This window comes from Achromobacter animicus, from assembly GCF_040775605.1.
GTDB classification, from domain to species: domain Bacteria; phylum Pseudomonadota; class Gammaproteobacteria; order Burkholderiales; family Burkholderiaceae_B; genus Achromobacter; species Achromobacter animicus.
This window is the reverse complement of sequence record NZ_JAYGJK010000001.1, coordinates 6,065,341-6,083,787: the sequence shown is the minus strand read 5'-3', so window position 1 is coordinate 6,083,787 and position 18,447 is coordinate 6,065,341. Positions and strand designations below refer to the sequence as shown.

Here is an 18,447-nt window from a genome sequence, read left to right as displayed (position 1 = left end):
GCTCCTAGCGGTTCGTGACGGGGTACACGCCTTGCGGGCGCCACAGCAAAATGGCGACCATCAGCGCGATGTTCGAGAAGAGGGCGGCCTTCGGCATCAGAAAGCCGGTGTAGTTGGCCATCAGCCCGACCAGCAGCGCGCCGATCAGGCAGCCCACCGTGGAGCCCAGGCCGCCGATCATGATGACGATGAAGATCAGCACGTTTACCTGCGCGCCCAACTGCGGCACGATGGATTGCTGGTACATCCCCCACAACACGCCGCCCAATCCGGCCAGCATCGACCCGGCAACGAACACCCCGACAAACAGATGCCGGATCCGGTAGCCCAGGCTTTCGACCATCTCACGGTCTTCGACGCCGGCGCGGATCAGCAGGCCAAGCTTGGTGCGGTTCAACACCCACAGCATGCCGCCCAGCACGATCAGGCCGACCACCAGCGCCACCACGCGATACTTCTCGATGGCGGCGTCGCCCAGCAGGAACGCGCCGCGCAGGGATTCGGGCAACGGCAACGTGATCGTTTGCGGTCCCCACATCATCTTGATGATTTCTTCGCCGATGATCATGCCGCCCATCGTGATGAGGATCTGCTTCAGATGCTGGCCGTAGACCGGCCGCACGATCACGCGCTCAAATGCCAGGCCCACGGCGCCCGCCACCAGCATGCCCACGATCAAGGCTGGCAGCACGGCGACCAGATTGGTCCACAGGCTGCCGGACTGCGTCCAGTCAGTCATGGAACCCAGCACGGTGGCCGCCATGTAGGCGCCGATGGCAATGAACAGGCCGTGGCCGAAATTGAGCACGTCCATCAGGCCGAAGACGAGCGTCATGCCCGACGCCACGATGAAGATGATCATGCCCATCGCCAGCCCGGCGAAAGTCAGCGTGACCCAGGTGGAAAACGACCCGACCAGGGGCAATGCGATGACCGCCAGCGCCAGCACCAGCAGCACAGGCATGAGGTCGGCGCGTGCGCGCGGCAGCGGCGCTTCGATGTCCAGCGTGCTCATTGGTGGCTTCCCAGTGACAGGCCCAAAAGGCGTCTCTGCAGCGCCTCGTCCGCGGCCAGGTCGGCCATGGCGCCTGCGTGCACGACCTGGCCGTTGTCCATGATTGCCGCGTAGTCGCCAACGCGGCGGGCAAAGTTGAAGTTTTGCTCGACCAGCAGGATGGTGGTGCTGGACTGCTTGAGTTCGATGAACGCGTCGATCATGTTCTGGATGATGGCCGGCGCCAGACCCTTGCTGGGTTCGTCCACCAGCAGCAGGCGCCGCGGCTCGATGATCGCGCGCGCCATCGCCAGCATCTGCTTCTGCCCGCCCGACAGTTTGCCGGCGGGGTGCAGCCAGAACTTCTTCAACGCCGGAAAGAACCCGAAGATCCATTCCAGCCGGGCGGTGTCCAGTTGCGCGGCATTTCTGGCAAGGCGTGCCGCGAGCAGGATGTTCTCCTTCACGGACAGGTCGCCGAAGATGCCCATGTTCTCGGGCACATAAGCCATGCCCATGCGCGCCATGTCGGGTGGTGACGTGCGCGTGCCGGGCCCACCGATCGGCTTGGCGTCCAGGCAGATCTGGCCCTGCGATGCGCGCCACAATCCCATGATGGTGCGCAGCGTCGTCGTCTTGCCCGCGCCATTGCGCCCGAGCAGCATGGTGACCGCCGATGCCGGCACCGACAGGTTCACGCCGTGCAGGATGTGATACGCGCCGATGTGCGTGTGCACGTCCTTCAATTCCAGAAGCGGTTGCGCCGTCATGCCGCCTCCTGCGCGCTGATGCCCAGGTAGGCCTGCTGCACGATGGGCGAGGCAATTACGGTGGCCGGATCGCCGTCGGCCATCAGCCGCCCGTTGTGCAGCACGACGATGCGGTCCGCCAGCTCGCGCACGACATCCATCTTGTGCTCGACGAGCAGAATGGTCTTGGACGCGTCGGCCTTCAGCTCGCGGATGAGGTCCAGCACGACGGGCACGTCATCCACGCTCATGCCGGCGGTAGGTTCGTCGAACATGAACACCGAAGGCTCCAGCGCGATAAGCATGGCGATCTCCAGCTTGCGCTGGTCGCCGTGGGGCAGGTCGGCGGCGGGTTGGTCGCGGCGGGCGGTCAGCCGTGTGCGTGCGAGCAGGGCATCGGCACGCTCCATGAGACCGTGATCGTCGCGCCACGTGCGCCAGAATCGGATGTGGCGCCAACCCATGCCCTGTTGCCGAGACTGCAGGGCAAGCCGCACGTTTTCGTGAACGCTCAGCCGGGGGAATAGCTGCGTCAGCTGAAATGCGCGGCCTAGCCCCGCGTGCATGCGGGCCGGCGCGGACAGCGTGGTCAGATCGCGTCCGTTCAATGTCACGGTGCCGGCACTGGCGCGCAACTGCCCCGAAATCAGATTGAAGTATGTCGTCTTGCCGGCGCCGTTCGGGCCGACGATGGCGGTCAAGGTGCCGGGCGCGTAGGCGCAACTGACATCATTGACCGCCACATGACCGCCGAAGCGAACGGTGAGCGAATGGGTCTCAAGCATGAGCGGCGGGAATCAGCGCTTATTCTGGATAGGCACGGCCATCTGGTCCGGCGTGATTTCCTTGACCAGGTCCTGGACTGCCCACGGCACCGAGGGATCGTTCTTGATCCGGAAGTGGTACATCGACTGCATGGCCTGGTGATCCTCGGGCCGGAAGGTCATCTTGCCTTTGGGCGTATCGAAGCTCATGCCTTCCATCGCCTTGATGAGCTTGTCGGTATCTGAATCGCCGCCGGTTTTGTTCAACGCGGCAACGATCGCAATGCCCGACGCCATGCCGCCCGCGGTGAAGAAATCAGGCGGTTGGCCGAAACGCTTCTGATGCTCGGCCACGAGCCAATCATTGACCGGGTTCTTGGGGATGCCGTAGTAGTAATACGTGGCGCCTTCCATGCCCGCCAGGGATTTGAGCGGCGTCATGGCGGTCAGCGTGTTGCCGCCCGTGGCGATCTCGATGCCGTAGCGTTTGGGGTCAAGGTCGGCGATCTTGAACGGATTGCCGGCGCCTGCCCACAGGATGAAGATGATCTTGCGGCCGGGCTTGTCCTTCAGCGCGTCGAAGAGCCGCTGCGCGCCGGCCGTGAAGTCGGTCGCGTTGGCCGGCAGGTATTCCTCGTGCACGATCTTGGCGTTCTTGAGCGCGCCCTTGAAGGCTTTTACGCCGTCGCGGCCAAAGGCATAGTCCTGCGCCAGCATGGCGATCGACGTGCCTTCCTGGTCGAACGCCACGGCGTTCGCGATGGCGTCCTGCGAGGAGTTGCGGCCGGTGCGGAAGATGTACTTGTTCCACTTCTCGCCGGTAATGGAATCGGCCACCGCCGGCTCCACCAGCAGGATCTTTTCGTATTCCTCCGCGATCGGCAGCATGGCCAGCGCCACGCCCGACGACGTCGGACCGACGGCGATGTCGGCGTTGTCGTCGGCATAGGCGGACGCGAGTTGCGCGCGGGCCACGTCGGGCTTGCCCTGGTTGTCTTTCTCGATGACGCGGATCTTGCGCCCGGCCACCGTCATGGTGCCCTGCGTGGCGTATTCCAGCCCCAGCATCAGCCCGTTCTGGGTCTGCTTGGCGTAAGCCTCAAGCGGGCCGGTCTTGTCATAGACATGGGCGACAACGAAGTCCTTTGCCGCCAGCGCGGAACTCATGCACAGGCTGGCCATGGCGGCGAGCAGAATGCGTTTCATGGAAGTCTCCTGGTGTCAGTGGGCGCGCGCGGCCGTGTCGTCCGGCCTGGCGAGAAATTGACGGATGGGTTCGATCTGGGCGGGCACGTTCAGCGCGGGGGCGTGCCCGCAATCGGGAAAGTCGATGCGCTGTGCGCGGGGGCCGCGCTGCGTCATGGCGTGCGCAACGTCGGGCAGCAGCAGGTCCGATTCGGCGCCGCGCAAAAGCAACGTCGGCATGCGCAGCGTGTCGTAGCCGGCCCACCGGTCATAGTCGTTCGGGTGATGGCTGAACTGCCCGACGATGGCCGGATCGTAATGGGCGGTGACGCGGCCGTCGGGCAGCCGGCGCACCGACGTTTCCGCCATCCGGCGCCACTGATCGTCGCTCTGCCAGCCATAGGGTTTGTAGGCGGCGCGCAGCCAGGCTTCGAGTTCCGTCACCGTGTCGAAGGCCGGCGGGTTGCCGGCATAGGCCAGGATGCGCTCGATGGCAGGCTGCGGCAGTTCCGGTCCGATGTCGTTGACGACCAGGTGCGAAATGCGATCGCGCAACGTGGTCGCGGCCGCATGCATGCCGGTCGCGCCGCCCATGGACGTTCCCACCCAGCGCACGCGCGCCAGCGACAGGCCGTCCAGCAGGGCGCGCGCCAACGTGGCGTAGAAGTCGAGCCGGTACTCGGCGACCGGATCGGGGCTCCATTGCGATAGGCCGCGCCCGATCGCGTCGGGACAGATCACGCGGTAGTCGCCGGCCAGTGCCTGCGCCAGCTCGTCAAAGTCTCGGCCGGTGCGGGCCAGGCCATGCCACATGATGATGGGCGGCGCGTCAGAAGCGCCCCAGTCCGTGTAGTGCAACTCGCGCCCTGCGCAGCGCAGATAGCGCGACGCCGGCGTATGGCGCGCGGTTGCCGACCCTGCCTCGTCCATGCGTCTCCTCCCGGTTTGTCCAGGTTGTGTGCTTATCGGGCTGAATATAGACTTGCGGCAAGCGCGCCCACAATGCGCCGGCCACCCCACAGCAGGGTGAGTCAACAATATGTAGACGCAAGATCAATTTGCGCAGCCCCCAGGAGACCGTGCCATGCCAGATACGGAATTCGCCATTTCGGCCAGCGCCGGCGCCGACCGGCGCGATGCGTGGCGCGCCGCGCTGGCCGATGCTTTCGGGCCGTTCGAGGTGCATGGCGGCAAACCCGGTCATTTCGCGGGCCATGTCCGCTATGCGCGACGCGCCAGCCTTCAATTCAACGATCTGCATTACCAGGGCCAGCGGCTGGAACGCACGCCGGGCAACGTGTCGCGGCTGGATCAGGAGTTCTACACCTTTGGCCTGCCGCTGGCCGGTCCGCTGGCAGTGCGACAAGCGGGCCGGGAATTCCAGGTGGAACCGGGTTGCGTGTATCTGATGAACCAGAGCCTGCCGTATCAGGCAACCGCGAACGGCGCGGCGGGCTACCGCAGCCTGAGCGTCTCGTTCCCGCGCAGCGCACTGTCGCAGCGGGACTCACGCATCGGCGCCTTCTACAAGCTGCGCACCGACGACGGGTCGCCCCGCGGCGCGCTGCTGGCCGGCTACATGGATCACCTGTTCAAAGGCATGGACGGCTGGTCCGAGACCGAGGCCGCCGAACTGGGCGAGCGTCTGATCGACCTCATCGTGCTCTTCCTGGTGCAGCCGGGACAGGGACAGGTTTCGGAGGCGGACAGCAGCGTCACAGTGGCGCACAGAGCGCGTGTGCTGGCCTATATCCGCCAGCATCTCGCCGATCCGGATCTGTCGCCCGCGCGGGTGGCGCAGGGCTGTGGGGTCTCGGTCGCGTATCTGCACCGCATCCTGCGCGCGGGCGGGTTGTCGGTGGAGTCGTTCATTTTCGAGCAGCGGCTGGACCGGTGCCGCGAACTGCTGCTGGACGTGCGGCACCGCCATCGCGGCATCGCCGAGCTGGCGTATCAGGTGGGTTTCTCTCATCCTTCGCATTTCAGCCGGCTGTTCAAGCAGCGCTTCGGCATGACGCCGCGGGACCTGCGCGCGGGCGGGCGCGCCTTGTAGGCGTGAACGCGGAACGTTGCGCGCCAGGCAATGCCGCCAAACAAAAACGGCCCGCTTGATCAGCGGGCCGTTGGCCTTTCGGAACCTTCGAATCAGGCTTAGAACGGCGAAGGCTGGTTGGACAGGTTGACGATGCTGTTGGTCGTCAGGTCCAGGCGGATGTGCTCGGACGGCGCACCGTTGGCGAGCTTGAGCATGATCGCCATCAGCGGCTTGAAGCGCGCCTTGAACAGGTCTGCGGGCGTGTTGGCGTCGCTGACGTTGTTGCCGTTCATCTGCACGGCGGCGTTGGTCTGGTTCAGTGCTTGAGCCAGCAGCTTGTACTGGCTGGCGCGCTGCGCCGGGATATCGGTAAACGCGAGGTCGCCGGCATTGGCCAGGCGCACGAAGTCCCCGGCCATCTCCAGCGCCGTCCACTGCGCGAAGTCCGCCAGTTGCATGCCGTTGGCCTGGGCCAAGGCTTGCGCGCGCGATTGCGCGTTCGCGGCATCCGCGGCATAGGCCGGATTGCTGGCGCTGCTGCCGCCACCGTCAGACAGGCATGCAAAGAACGCGGGCGTCAGATTGTTCTGATCGCCGGTGTTCGCCAATTCCTTGAGCGTGACCGTCGTCTGCAGTTGCGACAACGCCAGCAGGTCGGCGCCCGTCAGCGGGCTCTTGACCAGCTCGCGCATCTCGCAGCGCCAGTCGTCGTTCAGCAGGCGCAGGCGCACCAGTTCGCTCATGTAGCGGTAGGTGAAATCGCCGTAGTCCTTGGCGTCCAGGATGGAGACGTCCCAGCGCGGCGGCACGGTGTAGGCGTTTTCCGCGCGGTACAGGTCGAACAGCTCATCGAAGCGCGGCACCTTGTCCAGTCGGATGGTCTGCACTTCGATCTCATCGGCGCTCTGCAGCGTCATGAGCTTGTACGCGGGCACATAGGCGGCCATGGAGGGCGCCTGGATGTTGAAGAGCGCGTGGTCGCCGCCGTAGTTGCGCAGCGCCATGTCGTTGAAGTGCATGTGGCCGCCCACGTGCACCTTCAAACCGGTCTCGGCCAGCGCGCGCGTGGTGTTCTCCGCGGGACGGCGGATCATCTGCATCTTGTTCGCGCCCAGCAGCGCTTCGATGTCGTCGGACGCGCCATTGAAGAACTCGGACATCGGAAAGTGGCTGAAGGCGATGACCTGCTTGCCCTGCGCCTTGCCGCGCGCCACCACGTCGGTCAGCCACGTGATGACGTGCGCCTTGTGGGTCAGCATCTTGTTGTAGCCCTGGTCACCCGAGCCGGTGAAGTCGTTGGCGCCCGGACCCGTCGGCACGTAGACGTTGGCATCCAGGCCCACCAGCCACACGCCCTCGACGGGCTCGACCACGTACGACGTGTCGGGCACCATCTTGCACAGCGTGTAGTTCTGCGGCTTGTTCGGACCGCCGGTGCCTTCGGCGCAGATCTCGTACTGACGGTTGATCCAGTTGGCTTGCGAAACCGCCGTCGCGTAATCGTAGTCTTCGTACTTGTAGGTGCTGTACGGGGTTTCGTAATACACGTTCTGCGGCTGCGGCATGAAGCCATGCTGCTCGAGCGCGGTCGTAATGCCCGAGTAGCCCATGTGCAGCACTTCCTCGGTGCAATAGGTGTTGCCGATGCGCGTCCAGTCGCCGCTGTAGGCGGTGTTGCATACGTTCGCGCCGCGGCTGTAGATCGGCTGCGAAAAGCCGATCGCGCCCGTTACCGGATCCAGGCCAAGGTAGTCGCCCTTGCCCGCGGGCTGGTTGAAGGGGCGGTTGGGGTCATGGTTGCCGGGCGCGGCAAAGAACTGGATGCCGTGCTTCTTCGAATAGTCGTCCATGATCTTGACCAGGCCGCGCATGTGCACAGGCTGGCCGTCGTCCGAGAAGTCGCCCGGCAGTGCGATGTACTTCACGCCGCGTTTCACGGCGTCGTCCAGCGCGGCCAGGAAAGCGAAGTAGTTTTCGTTGAAGAGGCGCGTGGACGTCAGCTGCGCGTACATCGTGCGGATGGTCGCGTTGTCGCCCGCTTTCGGGTTGGGGATGCCGGGGAACGAGCCGTCCTTGAAGTCCGCGTAGACGTCGTGAAAGTGGATGTCGGGCATGAACGCGACCTGCACGGGGGTGGGCGGCTGCGCGGGCGTTTCGGCCGGTGGCGGCGTCTCGGCGACGGGCGGTGGCGTGTTGTCGTCGTCCTTGTCGCCGCCGCAAGCGGCGAGCAGGGCAACGAGCAGCAGGGAGGCTGCGGCGCGGACGGGGCGGGAAGGGCGAAGCGTCATCGAGGGCGGAATCCACGGGTCAGTGCGGCGGCGGTCGCGCATGGGCGTTGGCCATGCGGAAGCGGCAGCCGCGGTTAAGCGATTTGGGTCAGCTGCTGGGGTCAGCTGCTTGTAAGCGGGCCCAATGCTCACTGAGCCGCATGACAGCGTCATGAATCCCTGACCGGTCCGCGCCACACGACAGACAAAAAAAAGCCCCGCACGCCAGGTGCGGGGCTTTGCTTTGCGATGGCCGCAGGATCAGACGTGCGTGATGAACTTGGTGACCAGATAGCCCTCGAAGGTCTCCGTGCCGCCTTCGCTGCCGATGCCGCTGTCCTTGATGCCGCCAAATGGGGTCTCGGCCAGGGCGCTGCCGAAGTGATTGATGTTGACCATGCCGGCTTCCAGGCCGTTGGACACTTTGGTCGCGGTCTTCAGCGAATTCGTGAACACGTACGAGGACAGGCCGAAGGGAAGGCTGTTGGCGCGGCGCAGCACCTCGTCAGTGTCTTTGAAACGGACGACGGGCGCCACGGGGCCGAACGGCTCTTCGGTCATCAGCATGGCGTTGTCGGGCAGTTCCGTGACCACGGTCGGCGCAAAGAAGAAGCCCTTGCGGTCCAGCGGACCGCCGCCCACCACCACCTTGGCGCCGTGCTTCTTGGCGTCGTCGATAAAGGCGCTCATGGCGGGCACGCGGCGTTCATGCGCCAGCGGCCCCATCTCGGTGCCGGCTTCCAGGCCGTCGCCGACCTTGATGTTCTTGAGGACCTCAGAGAACCGCGCCAGGAACTGCTCGTACGCGCCGTCCTGCACGTAGAAGCGGGTGGGCGATACGCAGACCTGGCCCGCGTTGCGCACCTTGAACTTGGCCAGCATCTCGGCGGCACGGTCGATGTCCGCGTCGTCGAACACCAGCACGGGCGAGTGGCCGCCCAGTTCCATGGTGACGCGTTTCATGTGCGCGCCTGCCAGCGCCGCAAGCTGCTTGCCGACCGGAACGGAGCCGGTGAACGACACCTTGCGCACGATCGGCGAACGGATCAGGTAATCGGAGATGGTGGCGGGTTCGCCCCAGACGATGTTCAGGCAGCCCTTGGGCAGACCCGCATCGTGGAACATGCGCGCAATCGCCATGACCGCGCTGGGCGAGTCCTCGGGACCCTTGAGCACGACCGTGCAGCCGGCGCCAATGGCGGCGGCGATCTTGCGGATGGCTTGGTTGTACGGGAAGTTCCAGGGCGTGAAGGCGGCGCAGACGCCGATGGGTTCGCGCACCACGATCTGGCGCACATCCGGATTGCGCGGCTGGATGACGCGTCCGTAAATGCGGCGGCATTCCTCAGCGTGCCAGTCGGCATGTTCCGCGCAGGAGGTGACTTCGCCCACGGCTTCGGCCAGCGGCTTGCCCTGATCCAGCGTCATGTTGCGGCCGATCTCCTGGGCGCGCTCTCGCGACAGCGTGGCGACCTTGCGCAGGATCGCCGAGCGGTCCATGGGCGAGGACTTCTTCCACGATTCGAAGGCGCGCTGGGCAGCGGCAAGGGCGCGGTCTAGATCGGCTTGCGTGGCGTGAGGCAGCTGGCCCAGCACCTCGAGCGTGGCGGGGTTGATGACGTCCTGGGTGCGCCTGCCCTCGCCGGCGACGAATTCGCCGTCGATATACAGCGCCAACTGTTCATACATGCCTGTCGTTCCTTGCGTAATAGGAATGGGTAGCCAAGGGCGAGAGCGACCGCTGTCGCCCACGGCAGTCTAAACCAGCTTCCCCGCAGTGGAAGGAGCCAATCCCCGCCGCGGGCTTGGGTCCATTGGCGTGCCAAGTGCCGGCACGCGTGCCACCGTGGACAAGCGCATCGCCGTGGACAAAAATGAGGAATCTTCGGCTGTCATCCGTATATCCATCGTGCAACCCATCGATGCGCGTCCGGCCGCCAAGCCCAGCCTCTATTCGCGGGTTGTTTTCCGCTTCATTGACTGGCTGCGTCAGCGCATTGCGCAGGCCTCGCTGGTCGGCGACAAGCCGATATTCCAGAACAGCCAGTTCCCGTGGGTTGCCACCCTCGAAGCGCGGGCGCCTGCCATTCGGGCCGAACTGATGAGCCTGCTGGCCGACCGCCAGGCGCTTCCGGCCTTCCACGAACTCTCCCCGGATGTGGGCATGATCACCTCCGACGACCGATGGAAGACGTTCGTCTTCCTGGGCTATGGCCTGCGCTCTGAACGCAACCTTGCCCGATGTCCGTCCACCGCGCGCGCCCTGCAGGACATCCCGGGCCTGCGCACCGCCTTCTTCTCCATCCTCGAAGCCGGCAAGCGCATCCCGCTGCACACGGGGCCATACAACGGCGTGCTGCGCCTGCACCTCGGCCTGGTCGTCCCCGACCCGCCCGAACGCTGCTGGATAGAAGTCGGCGGCCAGCGCTATAGCTGGCGCGAAGGACAGGCGGTGGTCTTTGACGACCTGTATCCCCACGAGGTGCACAATGACACCGGCGGCGTCAGAGCCGTGCTTTTCGTGGATTTCGAGCGTCCCTGCCGAGCTCCTGTAAAATGGCTAAATCGCCTTGTGCTCATGGCCGCGCCGTTCACGGACGAAATCCGTCGCGGCAAGGCAAATCATGACGCCTGGGAGAAGGGCTACTACCGCCAGAAATAGGGGCGGATGGCCCGACAAACCGACCCCCTTGACAGGGGGCGTGGTCTTTTGTGCGCAATCCCAACAAAGTGCTTGCGCTCAAAAATTAACCACGTTAGAATTATCAGCTTTCCCAGATTGTCGATTCACTTAGCCGAAGGTTAGGTGAGCGCGTCGGGGGGAATACCCGCAGGATTTCAACCCAGGGTCGTTGCGTTGCCACCAGTTGCTGGTCCAGTAGTACGGACTTGCCGACAAAAAAGCAGGGCGGCTGACCTGACGGGACCAAAACTGGCAGGAATTGCAGTGTTCCCTTGTTGGGAAAACCGTATTTCCAGTTAAGTTGGAACAGGAAAAATCATGATCCAAATGCAGACCACGCTGGACGTGGCCGATAACACTGGTGCGCGTCATGTCATGTGCATTAAGGTGCTCGGTGGCTCCAAGCGCCGTTATGCCGGTATCGGCGACATCATCAAGGTGAGCGTCAAAGATGCGGCTCCGCGCGGACGCGTCAAGAAAGGCGAAATTTACAATGCCGTGGTGGTTCGTACCGCCAAGGGCGTGCGCCGTAAAGACGGTTCGCTGATTCGTTTCGGTGGCAATGCCGCCGTGTTGCTCAACGCCAAGCTGGAGCCTATCGGCACCCGCATCTTCGGACCCGTTACGCGTGAACTGCGTACCGAGAAGTTCATGAAGATCGTGTCGCTGGCCCCGGAAGTGCTGTAAGGAGCCCTACGATGAACAACATTCGTAAAGGCGACGAAGTCATCGTCCTGACCGGCCGCGACAAGAAGCGTCGTGGCACGGTGCTGGCCCGCGTTGGCGCCGACCACGTTCTGGTCGAAGGCGTCAACGTTGCCAAGAAGCACGTGAAAGCCAACCCGATGGCTAACAACCCGGGCGGGATTGTCGAAAAGACCATGCCGATCCACATCTCGAATGTGGCGCTCTTCAACCCCGCAACCGGTCGTGGCGACCGCGTGGGCGTTCAAGAAGTCGAAGGTCGCAAGGTCCGCGTGTTCCGTTCCAATGGTGCCGTTGTCGGCGCCAAGGCGTAAGGGGCGATAGACATGTCTCGTTTGCAAGATTTCTACAAGAGCAAGGTCGCTGGCGACCTGCAGGCCAAGTTTGGCTACAAGAGCGCAATGGAAGTGCCGCGCATCACCAAGATCACCCTGAACATGGGTGTCTCGGAAGCGGTCTCCGACAAGAAAGTCATCGAGCACGCTGTGTCGGATCTGACCAAGATCGCCGGCCAGAAGCCCGTCGTGACGAAGACCAAGAAGGCTATCGCCGGTTTCAAGATCCGCGAAAACTACCCGATTGGTTGCATGGTCACGCTGCGTGGTCAACGCATGTACGAATTCCTGGATCGCCTGGTGGCGGTTGCGCTGCCTCGCGTGCGCGACTTCCGCGGTATCTCGGGTCGTGCGTTCGACGGCCGTGGCAACTACAACATCGGGGTGAAAGAGCAGATCATTTTCCCCGAAATCGAGTACGACAAGATCGACGCGCTGCGTGGGCTGAACATCAGCATCACCACCTCCGCCAAGACCGACGAAGAAGCCAAGGCGCTGTTGACGGCCTTCAGCTTCCCGTTCCGTAACTAAGGGGCTGATGACGTGGCTAAACTTTCCCTCATCAATCGCGACATCAAGCGCGCCAAGCTGGCTGACAAGTTCGCTGCCAAGCGCGCTGAGTTGAAGGCGATCATCGACGACCAGTCGAAGACCGACGAAGAACGTTACCAAGCTCGGCTCAAGCTGCAACAGCTGCCGCGCAATGCCAACCCGACGCGTCAACGCAACCGCTGCGTGGTCACCGGTCGTCCTCGCGGCGTGTTCCGCAAGTTCGGCCTGACGCGCCACAAACTGCGTGAAATGGCGATGAAGGGTGAAATCCCCGGCATCACCAAGGCCAGCTGGTAGGAGAAACAATATGAGCATGAGCGATCCCATCGCCGATATGCTGACCCGCATTCGCAATGCGCAGCAAGTGGACAAAGTTACGGTGAGCATGCCCTCCTCGAAGCTGAAGGCGGCCATTGCCGCTGTGCTGAAAGACGAAGGCTACATCGACAGCTTTGAAATCAAGGGCACCCAGGCCAAGCCTGAGCTCGAGATCACCCTGAAGTACTACGCTGGCCGTCCGGTCATCGAGCGCATCGAACGCGTCTCGCGCCCTGGTCTGCGTATCTACAAGGGCCGTACCAGCATTCCTCAGGTCATGAACGGGCTGGGCGTGGCTATCGTTTCGACCTCGCGCGGCGTCATGACCGACCGTAAGGCTCGCGCCAACGGCGTCGGCGGCGAAGTGCTGTGCTACGTGGCCTAAGGAGAAATTCGAATGTCACGTATCGCTAAGTATCCGGTCGAACTGCCCAAGGGTGTCGAAGCTGACATCAAGCAGGATCAGATCACTGTCAAGGGCCCGCTGGGCTCCCTGACCCAACCCCTGACTGGCGACGTCACGATCTCGCTGGACGGTGGCAAGCTCACGTTTGCCGCTGCCAACGATTCCCGTCACGCCAACGCCATGTCGGGCACCGTGCGCGCGCTCGTGGCCAACATGGTCAACGGCGTGAGCAAGGGATTCGAGCGCAAGCTGAACCTGGTCGGCGTGGGTTACCGCGCCTCGGTTCAAGGCGACGCCGTTAAGCTGCAGCTCGGTTTCTCGCACGACGTTTTGCATCAGTTGCCGGCCGGTATCAAGGCCGAATGCCCCACCCAGACGGAAATCGTCATCAAGGGCTCCAACAAGCAAGTCGTCGGTCAGGTGGCCGCTGAAATCCGCGCGTACCGCGAACCCGAACCCTACAAGGGCAAGGGCGTGCGTTACTCGGACGAACGCGTCGTCATCAAAGAAACCAAGAAGAAATAACGGCGCACGCAAGGACGAATCATGGACAAAAAAGTTTCCCGTTTGCGTCGTGCGGTTCCGACTCGCCGGAAGATCAACGAGCTGCGCGTTCATCGCCTCTCGATTTTCCGCTCGAACCAGCACATCTACGCCAACATCATTTCGCCGGAAGGCGATCGCGTTCTGGTCAGCGCCTCGACGGTGGAAGCCGAAGTGCGTGCGCAACTGGCCGGCCAAACCGGTCAGGGTGGCAACAAAGCCGCTGCGACGCTGGTTGGCAAGCGCGTGGCCGAAAAGGCCAAGGCTGCCGGTATCGAACTGGTCGCTTTCGATCGCTCGGGCTTTCGTTACCATGGCCGCGTCAAGGCGCTGGCCGATGCCGCGCGTGAAGCCGGCCTGAAGTTCTAAGCGAGGATCTGTCAAATGGCTAAAGTACAAGGCAAGAACGCCGCGGAAAAAGAGAACGATGACGGCCTCCGCGAAAAGATGATCGCGGTCAACCGCGTGAGCAAAGTGGTCAAGGGTGGTCGCACCATGAGCTTTGCCGCGCTGACCGTGGTTGGCGATGGCGATGGCCGCATCGGCATGGGTAAGGGCAAGGCGCGTGAAGTGCCGGTGTCCGTTCAGAAGGCTATGGAACAGGCCCGTCGCGGCATGTTCAAGGTCGCTCTGAAGAACGGCACGCTGCACCACACCGTGGTCGGCAAGCATGGCGCCGCTACCGTGCTGATTTCGCCCGCTGCTGAAGGTACTGGCGTTATCGCCGGCGGCCCGATGCGCGCTATTTTCGAAGTGATGGGTGTGCGTAACGTGGTTGCCAAGAGCCTGGGCTCGAGCAACCCCTACAACATGGTTCGCGCCACGTTGAACGGCCTGCGCGCCTCCCTGACCCCGGCCGATGTTGCTGCCAAGCGCGGCAAGACGGTCGAAGAGATCCTGGGGTAAATCATGGCTCAGAAGCAGATCAAAGTGACCCTCGTGCGCTCGGTGATCGGTACCAAGCAATCGCACCGTGATACGGTTCGCGGTTTGGGCTTGGGCCGCATCAACAGCAGCCGCGTGCTGGTCGATACGCCCGAGGTGCGTGGGATGATCCGTAAGGTGGATTATCTCGTTTCCGTCTCGGAAGCCTAAGGAATCACCATGTCGGATATGCAACTTAATACGCTGAAGCCCGCCGAGGGCTCCAAGCACGCCAAGCGCCGCGTCGGCCGTGGCATCGGTTCGGGTCTGGGTAAGACCGCCGGCCGTGGTCACAAGGGTCAGAAGTCGCGCTCGGGCGGTTTCCACAAGGTTGGCTTCGAAGGCGGTCAAATGCCGCTGCAACGTCGCCTGCCCAAGCGTGGTTTCACCCCGCTGGGTCAACACCTGTATGCACAAGTTCTCTTGTCGGACCTCCAGGCCCTGCCCATCGATGACATCGATGTGCAAGCGCTGAAGGCGGCCGGCGTGATTGGCCAGGCGGTTCGTTACGCCAAGGTCATCAAGTCTGGTGAACTCTCGCGCAAGGTCGTGCTCAAGGGCATTACCGCGACGGCCGGCGCTCGCGCCGCCATCGAAGCCGCGGGCGGCTCGCTTGCTTGATCAGAGGTGACGAGTGGCTAACGCGCAGGCATTGGGCAAATCCGGAGCACGATACGGCGATCTGAAGCGCCGTCTGGTGTTCCTGGTGCTCGCCCTGGTGGTTTACCGTTTGGGTACACACATCCCGGTTCCGGGTATCAACCCGGACGCGCTGGCGGACTTGTTCCGTCAGAACCAGGGCGGGATCCTGGGCCTGTTCAACATGTTCTCGGGCGGAGCGCTCTCGCGTTTCTCGATTTTTGCCCTGGGGATCATGCCGTACATTTCGGCATCCATCATCATGCAGTTGATGTCGGTGGTGGTGCCGTCGCTGGAAGCGCTCAAGAAAGAGGGCGAATCCGGCCGTCGGAAGATTACCCAATACACCCGCTACGGCACGGTCGTGCTGGCGCTGGTGCAAGCCGTGGGCATTTCGGTGGCGTTGGAGTCTCAGCAGGGACTGGTGATCGATCCGGGCATGCTGTTCCGCTTCACGACCGTCGTGACTCTGGTCACTGGCACCATGTTCGTCATGTGGCTGGGTGAGCAGATCACGGAACGCGGTCTGGGCAACGGGATTTCCATCCTGATCTTCGCAGGTATCGTGGCGGGTCTTCCCGCGGCGCTGGCTGCACTGTTGGACCTGGTCCGCACCAACGCGATGTCTGTGCTTTCGGCACTGTTCATCGTGGCTCTGGTGGTGCTGGTTACCGCTTTTGTGGTGTTCGTGGAACGCGGACAGCGCAAGATCACGGTGAACTACGCCAAGCGTCAGGTCGGCAACAAGGTCTACGGTGGTCAAAGCTCGCATTTGCCGCTGAAGCTGAACATGGCAGGGGTGATTCCGCCGATCTTCGCGTCGTCGATCATTCTGTTCCCGGCCACGATCACGAGCTGGTTCTCCAGCAGCGAGAACATGCGCTGGCTTAGCGACCTGGCTGCGGCCCTGTCGCCTCGTCAACCGCTCTACATCACGCTGTACTCGGTCGCGATTATTTTCTTCTGCTTTTTCTACACGGCTCTGGTTTTCAACAGCCGCGAAACGGCGGACAACCTGAAGAAGAGTGGTGCGTTTGTTCCGGGCATCCGTCCGGGCGAGCAAACGGCGCGCTACATCGACAAGATCCTGATGCGTTTGACGCTCGCAGGTGCCATCTACATCACGTTGGTGTGCCTGTTGCCGGAATTCTTGGTGATGCGCTGGAACGTTCCCTTCTACTTCGGTGGTACGTCTCTGTTGATCATTGTGGTGGTGACGATGGATTTCATGGCGCAGGTTCAGGCCTACATGATGTCTCACCAGTACGACTCGTTGCTCAAGAAGGCCAACTTCAAGGGCGCGGGTTTGCCGATGCGGTAAGCAAAAGAATGTCCAAGGACGACGTCATTCAGATGCAAGGTGAGGTTCTTGAGAACCTCCCGAACGCGACATTTCGCGTCAAGCTCGAAAACGGCCACGTGGTGTTGGGCCATATTTCCGGCAAGATGCGTATGCATTACATCCGGATCCTGCCGGGTGACAAGGTCACAGTGGAGCTCACGCCCTATGACCTGACGCGAGCCAGGATTGTTTTCCGCTCCAAGTGAGCGAAACCGGATTACGGAAAATTAGGAGTCAACCATGAAAGTAATGGCATCGGTTAAGCGGATCTGCCGCAACTGCAAAGTTATCAAACGTCACGGCGTGGTGCGCGTTATCTGCACCGACCCGCGTCACAAGCAGCGTCAAGGCTAACTCGGGTTAGCGACTACGCAACGGATTTATTCAAGGAACAGTCATGGCCCGTATTGCTGGCATTAACATTCCGCCGCAACAGCACGCCGAGATCGGCCTGACCGCCATTTTTGGCATCGGTCGTACGCGCGCTCGCAAGATTTGCGAAGCGGCAAACGTACCCTTTGACAAAAAGGTCAAGGATCTGAGCGACGCTGAATTGGAACGCGTCCGCGAACATGTTGGTTTGTTCACGGTTGAAGGCGACCTGCGTCGTGAAGTACAGCTCTCGATCAAGCGTTTGATCGACCTGGGAACCTACCGCGGTATGCGTCACAAGCGCGGTTTGCCCGTGCGCGGCCAGCGCACTCGCACCAACGCCCGGACCCGCAAGGGCCCGCGTCGTGCTGCTGCGTCCCTGAAGAAATAATCGAGGAACAGGATTATGGCGAAAGCTTCCACCAGCGGCGCTTCGCGCGTGCGCAAAAAGGTCAAGAAGAACGTCTCGGACGGCATCGCGCACGTTCACGCTTCGTTCAACAACACCATCATCACCATCACCGATCGTCAGGGCAACGCACTGTCGTGGGCCACGTCGGGCGGTGCTGGCTTCAAGGGTTCGCGCAAGTCGACCCCGTTTGCCGCGCAGGTTGCCGCTGAAACGGCTGGCCGCGTTGCGCTCGAGTACGGCATCAAGACGCTGGAAGTCCGCATCAAGGGCCCCGGTCCTGGCCGCGAGTCGTCGGTCCGTGCGCTGAACGCGCTGGGCATCAAGATTTCGTCCATCGCCGACATCACGCCCGTTCCGCACAACGGCTGCCGTCCGCCGAAGCGTCGTCGTATCTAAAGGGAATCCACATGGCACGTTATATTGGACCCAAATGCAAGCTCTCGCGCCGCGAGGGTACTGACCTGTTCCTGAAGAGCGCCCGCCGCTCGCTGGATTCCAAGTGCAAGCTGGATTCCAAGCCTGGCCAACACGGCCGCACTTCGGGTGCCCGCACTTCCGACTACGGCCTGCAGCTGCGCGAAAAGCAAAAGCTGAAGCGCATGTACGGCGTGCTGGAAAAGCAATTCCGCAAGTACTTCGCTGAAGCCGAGCGTCGCCGTGGCAACACCGGCGAAACGCTGATCCAGCTGCTGGAATCGCGTCTGGACAACGTCGTCTACCGCATGGGCTTCGGCTCGACGCGCGCCGAAGCTCGCCAGCTGGTGAGCCACCGCGCCATCGAACTGAACGGCCACACGGCTGACATCGCTTCGATGCTGGTCAAGGCTGGCGACGTCGTCTCGGTTCGTGAAAAGGCCAAGAAGCAAGGCCGTATCAAGGAATCGCTCGACCTGGCCACCAGCATCGGCATCCCCCAGTGGGTGGAAGTCGACGCGGCCAAGCTGACCGGCACGTTCAAGTCGGCCCCCGATCGCGCTGACGTCGCTCGCGACATCAACGAATCGATGGTCGTCGAACTGTACTCGCGTTAATCACGCCTGCCGGCGCCTCCTTCGCAAGGTGCTGGCAAGCTGGTCACGCGACCCGGTTGGCCCGTTAGCAAGTCCCGCAGCAGCCCGCTTTCGCCATTTGGTGGAGCGGGCTTTGCGGTAAGTATCGGGCAGCGTTTTTGCGCCGCCCATGATTTGAGCATCAAGTCTCACCCTGTCCATCAGCCTTATCG

The 18,447-nt window shown here is 62.7% G+C and carries 25 protein-coding genes; 18 read left to right on the top strand and 7 right to left on the bottom strand.

Features of this window, described 5'->3' with window-relative positions; translation table 11 throughout:
* Window positions 1-4 precede the first annotated feature (4 nt).
* From AB3147_RS27870 to AB3147_RS27850, 5 genes are read right to left on the bottom strand one after another with little or no spacing between them, the layout of a single operon-like run.
* On the bottom strand, window positions 5-1,015 hold the full coding sequence (locus tag AB3147_RS27870) for a branched-chain amino acid ABC transporter permease (RefSeq protein ID WP_367353477.1): 1,011 nt from the start codon (window positions 1,013-1,015) through the stop codon (window positions 5-7).
* Window positions 1,012-1,764: an ABC transporter ATP-binding protein gene (locus AB3147_RS27865; RefSeq protein ID WP_367353476.1), complete on the bottom strand. Its 753-nt coding sequence runs from the start codon at window positions 1,762-1,764 to the stop codon at window positions 1,012-1,014. Before AB3147_RS27865 ends, AB3147_RS27870 begins: the two co-directional genes overlap by 4 nt.
* Window positions 1,761-2,528: an ABC transporter ATP-binding protein gene (locus AB3147_RS27860; protein ID WP_367353475.1), complete on the bottom strand. Its 768-nt coding sequence runs from the start codon at window positions 2,526-2,528 to the stop codon at window positions 1,761-1,763. Before AB3147_RS27860 ends, AB3147_RS27865 begins: the two co-directional genes overlap by 4 nt.
* 12 nt (window positions 2,529-2,540) lie before the next feature.
* Window positions 2,541-3,713 carry a substrate-binding domain-containing protein gene (locus AB3147_RS27855; protein WP_056571020.1) on the bottom strand — a complete coding sequence of 391 codons (1,173 nt, stop codon included), beginning with the start codon at window positions 3,711-3,713 and terminating at the stop codon, window positions 2,541-2,543.
* A gap of 15 nt (window positions 3,714-3,728) precedes the next feature.
* Window positions 3,729-4,622 carry an alpha/beta fold hydrolase gene (locus tag AB3147_RS27850; RefSeq protein ID WP_367353474.1) on the bottom strand — a complete coding sequence of 298 codons (894 nt, stop codon included), beginning with the start codon at window positions 4,620-4,622 and terminating at the stop codon, window positions 3,729-3,731.
* A gap of 154 nt (window positions 4,623-4,776) precedes the next feature.
* On the opposite strand from AB3147_RS27850, the gene AB3147_RS27845 reads away from it, so the two are divergent.
* Window positions 4,777-5,745, top strand: a complete 969-nt coding sequence (locus tag AB3147_RS27845) for an AraC-like ligand-binding domain-containing protein (protein WP_286891714.1) — start codon at window positions 4,777-4,779, stop codon at window positions 5,743-5,745.
* A gap of 98 nt (window positions 5,746-5,843) precedes the next feature.
* On the opposite strand, the gene AB3147_RS27840 is transcribed toward AB3147_RS27845, so the two are convergent.
* Window positions 5,844-8,015 (bottom strand): metallophosphoesterase, encoded by a 2,172-nt coding sequence (locus tag AB3147_RS27840; protein ID WP_367353473.1) that lies wholly within the window; start codon window positions 8,013-8,015, stop codon window positions 5,844-5,846.
* A 240-nt stretch (window positions 8,016-8,255) separates the two neighbouring features.
* The gene (locus tag AB3147_RS27835; protein ID WP_175124782.1) at window positions 8,256-9,683 is read right to left on the bottom strand and encodes an NAD-dependent succinate-semialdehyde dehydrogenase; all 1,428 of its coding nucleotides are present in this window, start codon (window positions 9,681-9,683) and stop codon (window positions 8,256-8,258) included.
* A 220-nt stretch (window positions 9,684-9,903) separates the two neighbouring features.
* On the opposite strand from AB3147_RS27835, the gene AB3147_RS27830 reads away from it, so the two are divergent.
* The 17 genes from AB3147_RS27830 to rpsD all read left to right on the top strand — a co-directional run bounded on the left by AB3147_RS27830 (window position 9,904) and on the right by rpsD (window position 18,256).
* A complete protein-coding gene (locus tag AB3147_RS27830; RefSeq protein ID WP_367353603.1) occupies window positions 9,904-10,656 on the top strand; it encodes an aspartyl/asparaginyl beta-hydroxylase domain-containing protein in 753 nt (250 codons plus the stop codon).
* A 339-nt stretch (window positions 10,657-10,995) separates the two neighbouring features.
* The gene (gene rplN, locus AB3147_RS27825) at window positions 10,996-11,364 is read left to right on the top strand and encodes a 50S ribosomal protein L14 (RefSeq protein WP_006216531.1); all 369 of its coding nucleotides are present in this window, start codon (window positions 10,996-10,998) and stop codon (window positions 11,362-11,364) included.
* 11 nt (window positions 11,365-11,375) lie between these two features.
* Entirely contained in the window at window positions 11,376-11,696 is a 321-nt protein-coding gene (rplX, locus tag AB3147_RS27820; protein ID WP_008168975.1) for a 50S ribosomal protein L24, read from the top strand.
* Window positions 11,697-11,708: 12 nt separating this feature from the next.
* Window positions 11,709-12,248: a 50S ribosomal protein L5 gene (gene rplE, locus AB3147_RS27815; protein WP_008168978.1), complete on the top strand. Its 540-nt coding sequence runs from the start codon at window positions 11,709-11,711 to the stop codon at window positions 12,246-12,248.
* A 12-nt stretch (window positions 12,249-12,260) separates the two neighbouring features.
* Window positions 12,261-12,566, top strand: a complete 306-nt coding sequence (gene rpsN / locus AB3147_RS27810) for a 30S ribosomal protein S14 (protein ID WP_006216527.1) — start codon at window positions 12,261-12,263, stop codon at window positions 12,564-12,566.
* Window positions 12,567-12,576: 10 nt separating this feature from the next.
* A complete protein-coding gene (gene rpsH, locus AB3147_RS27805; protein WP_006216525.1) occupies window positions 12,577-12,972 on the top strand; it encodes a 30S ribosomal protein S8 in 396 nt (131 codons plus the stop codon).
* Window positions 12,973-12,984: 12 nt separating this feature from the next.
* Complete coding sequence (gene rplF, locus AB3147_RS27800) at window positions 12,985-13,518, top strand: 50S ribosomal protein L6 (RefSeq protein WP_062838799.1); 534 nt, start codon at window positions 12,985-12,987, stop codon at window positions 13,516-13,518.
* A 21-nt stretch (window positions 13,519-13,539) separates the two neighbouring features.
* Window positions 13,540-13,905, top strand: a complete 366-nt coding sequence (gene rplR, locus AB3147_RS27795; protein WP_008168985.1) for a 50S ribosomal protein L18 — start codon at window positions 13,540-13,542, stop codon at window positions 13,903-13,905.
* Between the two features lie 15 nt (window positions 13,906-13,920).
* Window positions 13,921-14,442: a 30S ribosomal protein S5 gene (rpsE, locus tag AB3147_RS27790; RefSeq protein ID WP_008168987.1), complete on the top strand. Its 522-nt coding sequence runs from the start codon at window positions 13,921-13,923 to the stop codon at window positions 14,440-14,442.
* Window positions 14,443-14,445: 3 nt separating this feature from the next.
* The gene (rpmD, locus tag AB3147_RS27785; protein ID WP_006216520.1) at window positions 14,446-14,631 is read left to right on the top strand and encodes a 50S ribosomal protein L30; all 186 of its coding nucleotides are present in this window, start codon (window positions 14,446-14,448) and stop codon (window positions 14,629-14,631) included.
* 9 nt (window positions 14,632-14,640) lie between these two features.
* Entirely contained in the window at window positions 14,641-15,081 is a 441-nt protein-coding gene (gene rplO, locus AB3147_RS27780; protein ID WP_175124781.1) for a 50S ribosomal protein L15, read from the top strand.
* Between the two features lie 13 nt (window positions 15,082-15,094).
* Window positions 15,095-16,420, top strand: coding sequence for a preprotein translocase subunit SecY (gene secY / locus AB3147_RS27775; RefSeq protein WP_056327063.1), 1,326 nt, complete (start codon window positions 15,095-15,097; stop codon window positions 16,418-16,420).
* A gap of 8 nt (window positions 16,421-16,428) precedes the next feature.
* Window positions 16,429-16,647, top strand: coding sequence for a translation initiation factor IF-1 (infA, locus tag AB3147_RS27770; protein WP_003806927.1), 219 nt, complete (start codon window positions 16,429-16,431; stop codon window positions 16,645-16,647).
* Between the two features lie 34 nt (window positions 16,648-16,681).
* Window positions 16,682-16,795: a 50S ribosomal protein L36 gene (gene rpmJ, locus AB3147_RS27765; protein WP_003806928.1), complete on the top strand. Its 114-nt coding sequence runs from the start codon at window positions 16,682-16,684 to the stop codon at window positions 16,793-16,795.
* A 43-nt stretch (window positions 16,796-16,838) separates the two neighbouring features.
* On the top strand, window positions 16,839-17,204 hold the full coding sequence (gene rpsM / locus AB3147_RS27760; protein WP_008168996.1) for a 30S ribosomal protein S13: 366 nt from the start codon (window positions 16,839-16,841) through the stop codon (window positions 17,202-17,204).
* Window positions 17,205-17,219: 15 nt separating this feature from the next.
* Complete coding sequence (gene rpsK, locus AB3147_RS27755) at window positions 17,220-17,621, top strand: 30S ribosomal protein S11 (RefSeq protein WP_006216516.1); 402 nt, start codon at window positions 17,220-17,222, stop codon at window positions 17,619-17,621.
* Between the two features lie 11 nt (window positions 17,622-17,632).
* Window positions 17,633-18,256, top strand: coding sequence for a 30S ribosomal protein S4 (gene rpsD, locus AB3147_RS27750; protein WP_175124780.1), 624 nt, complete (start codon window positions 17,633-17,635; stop codon window positions 18,254-18,256).
* Window positions 18,257-18,447 lie beyond the last annotated feature (191 nt).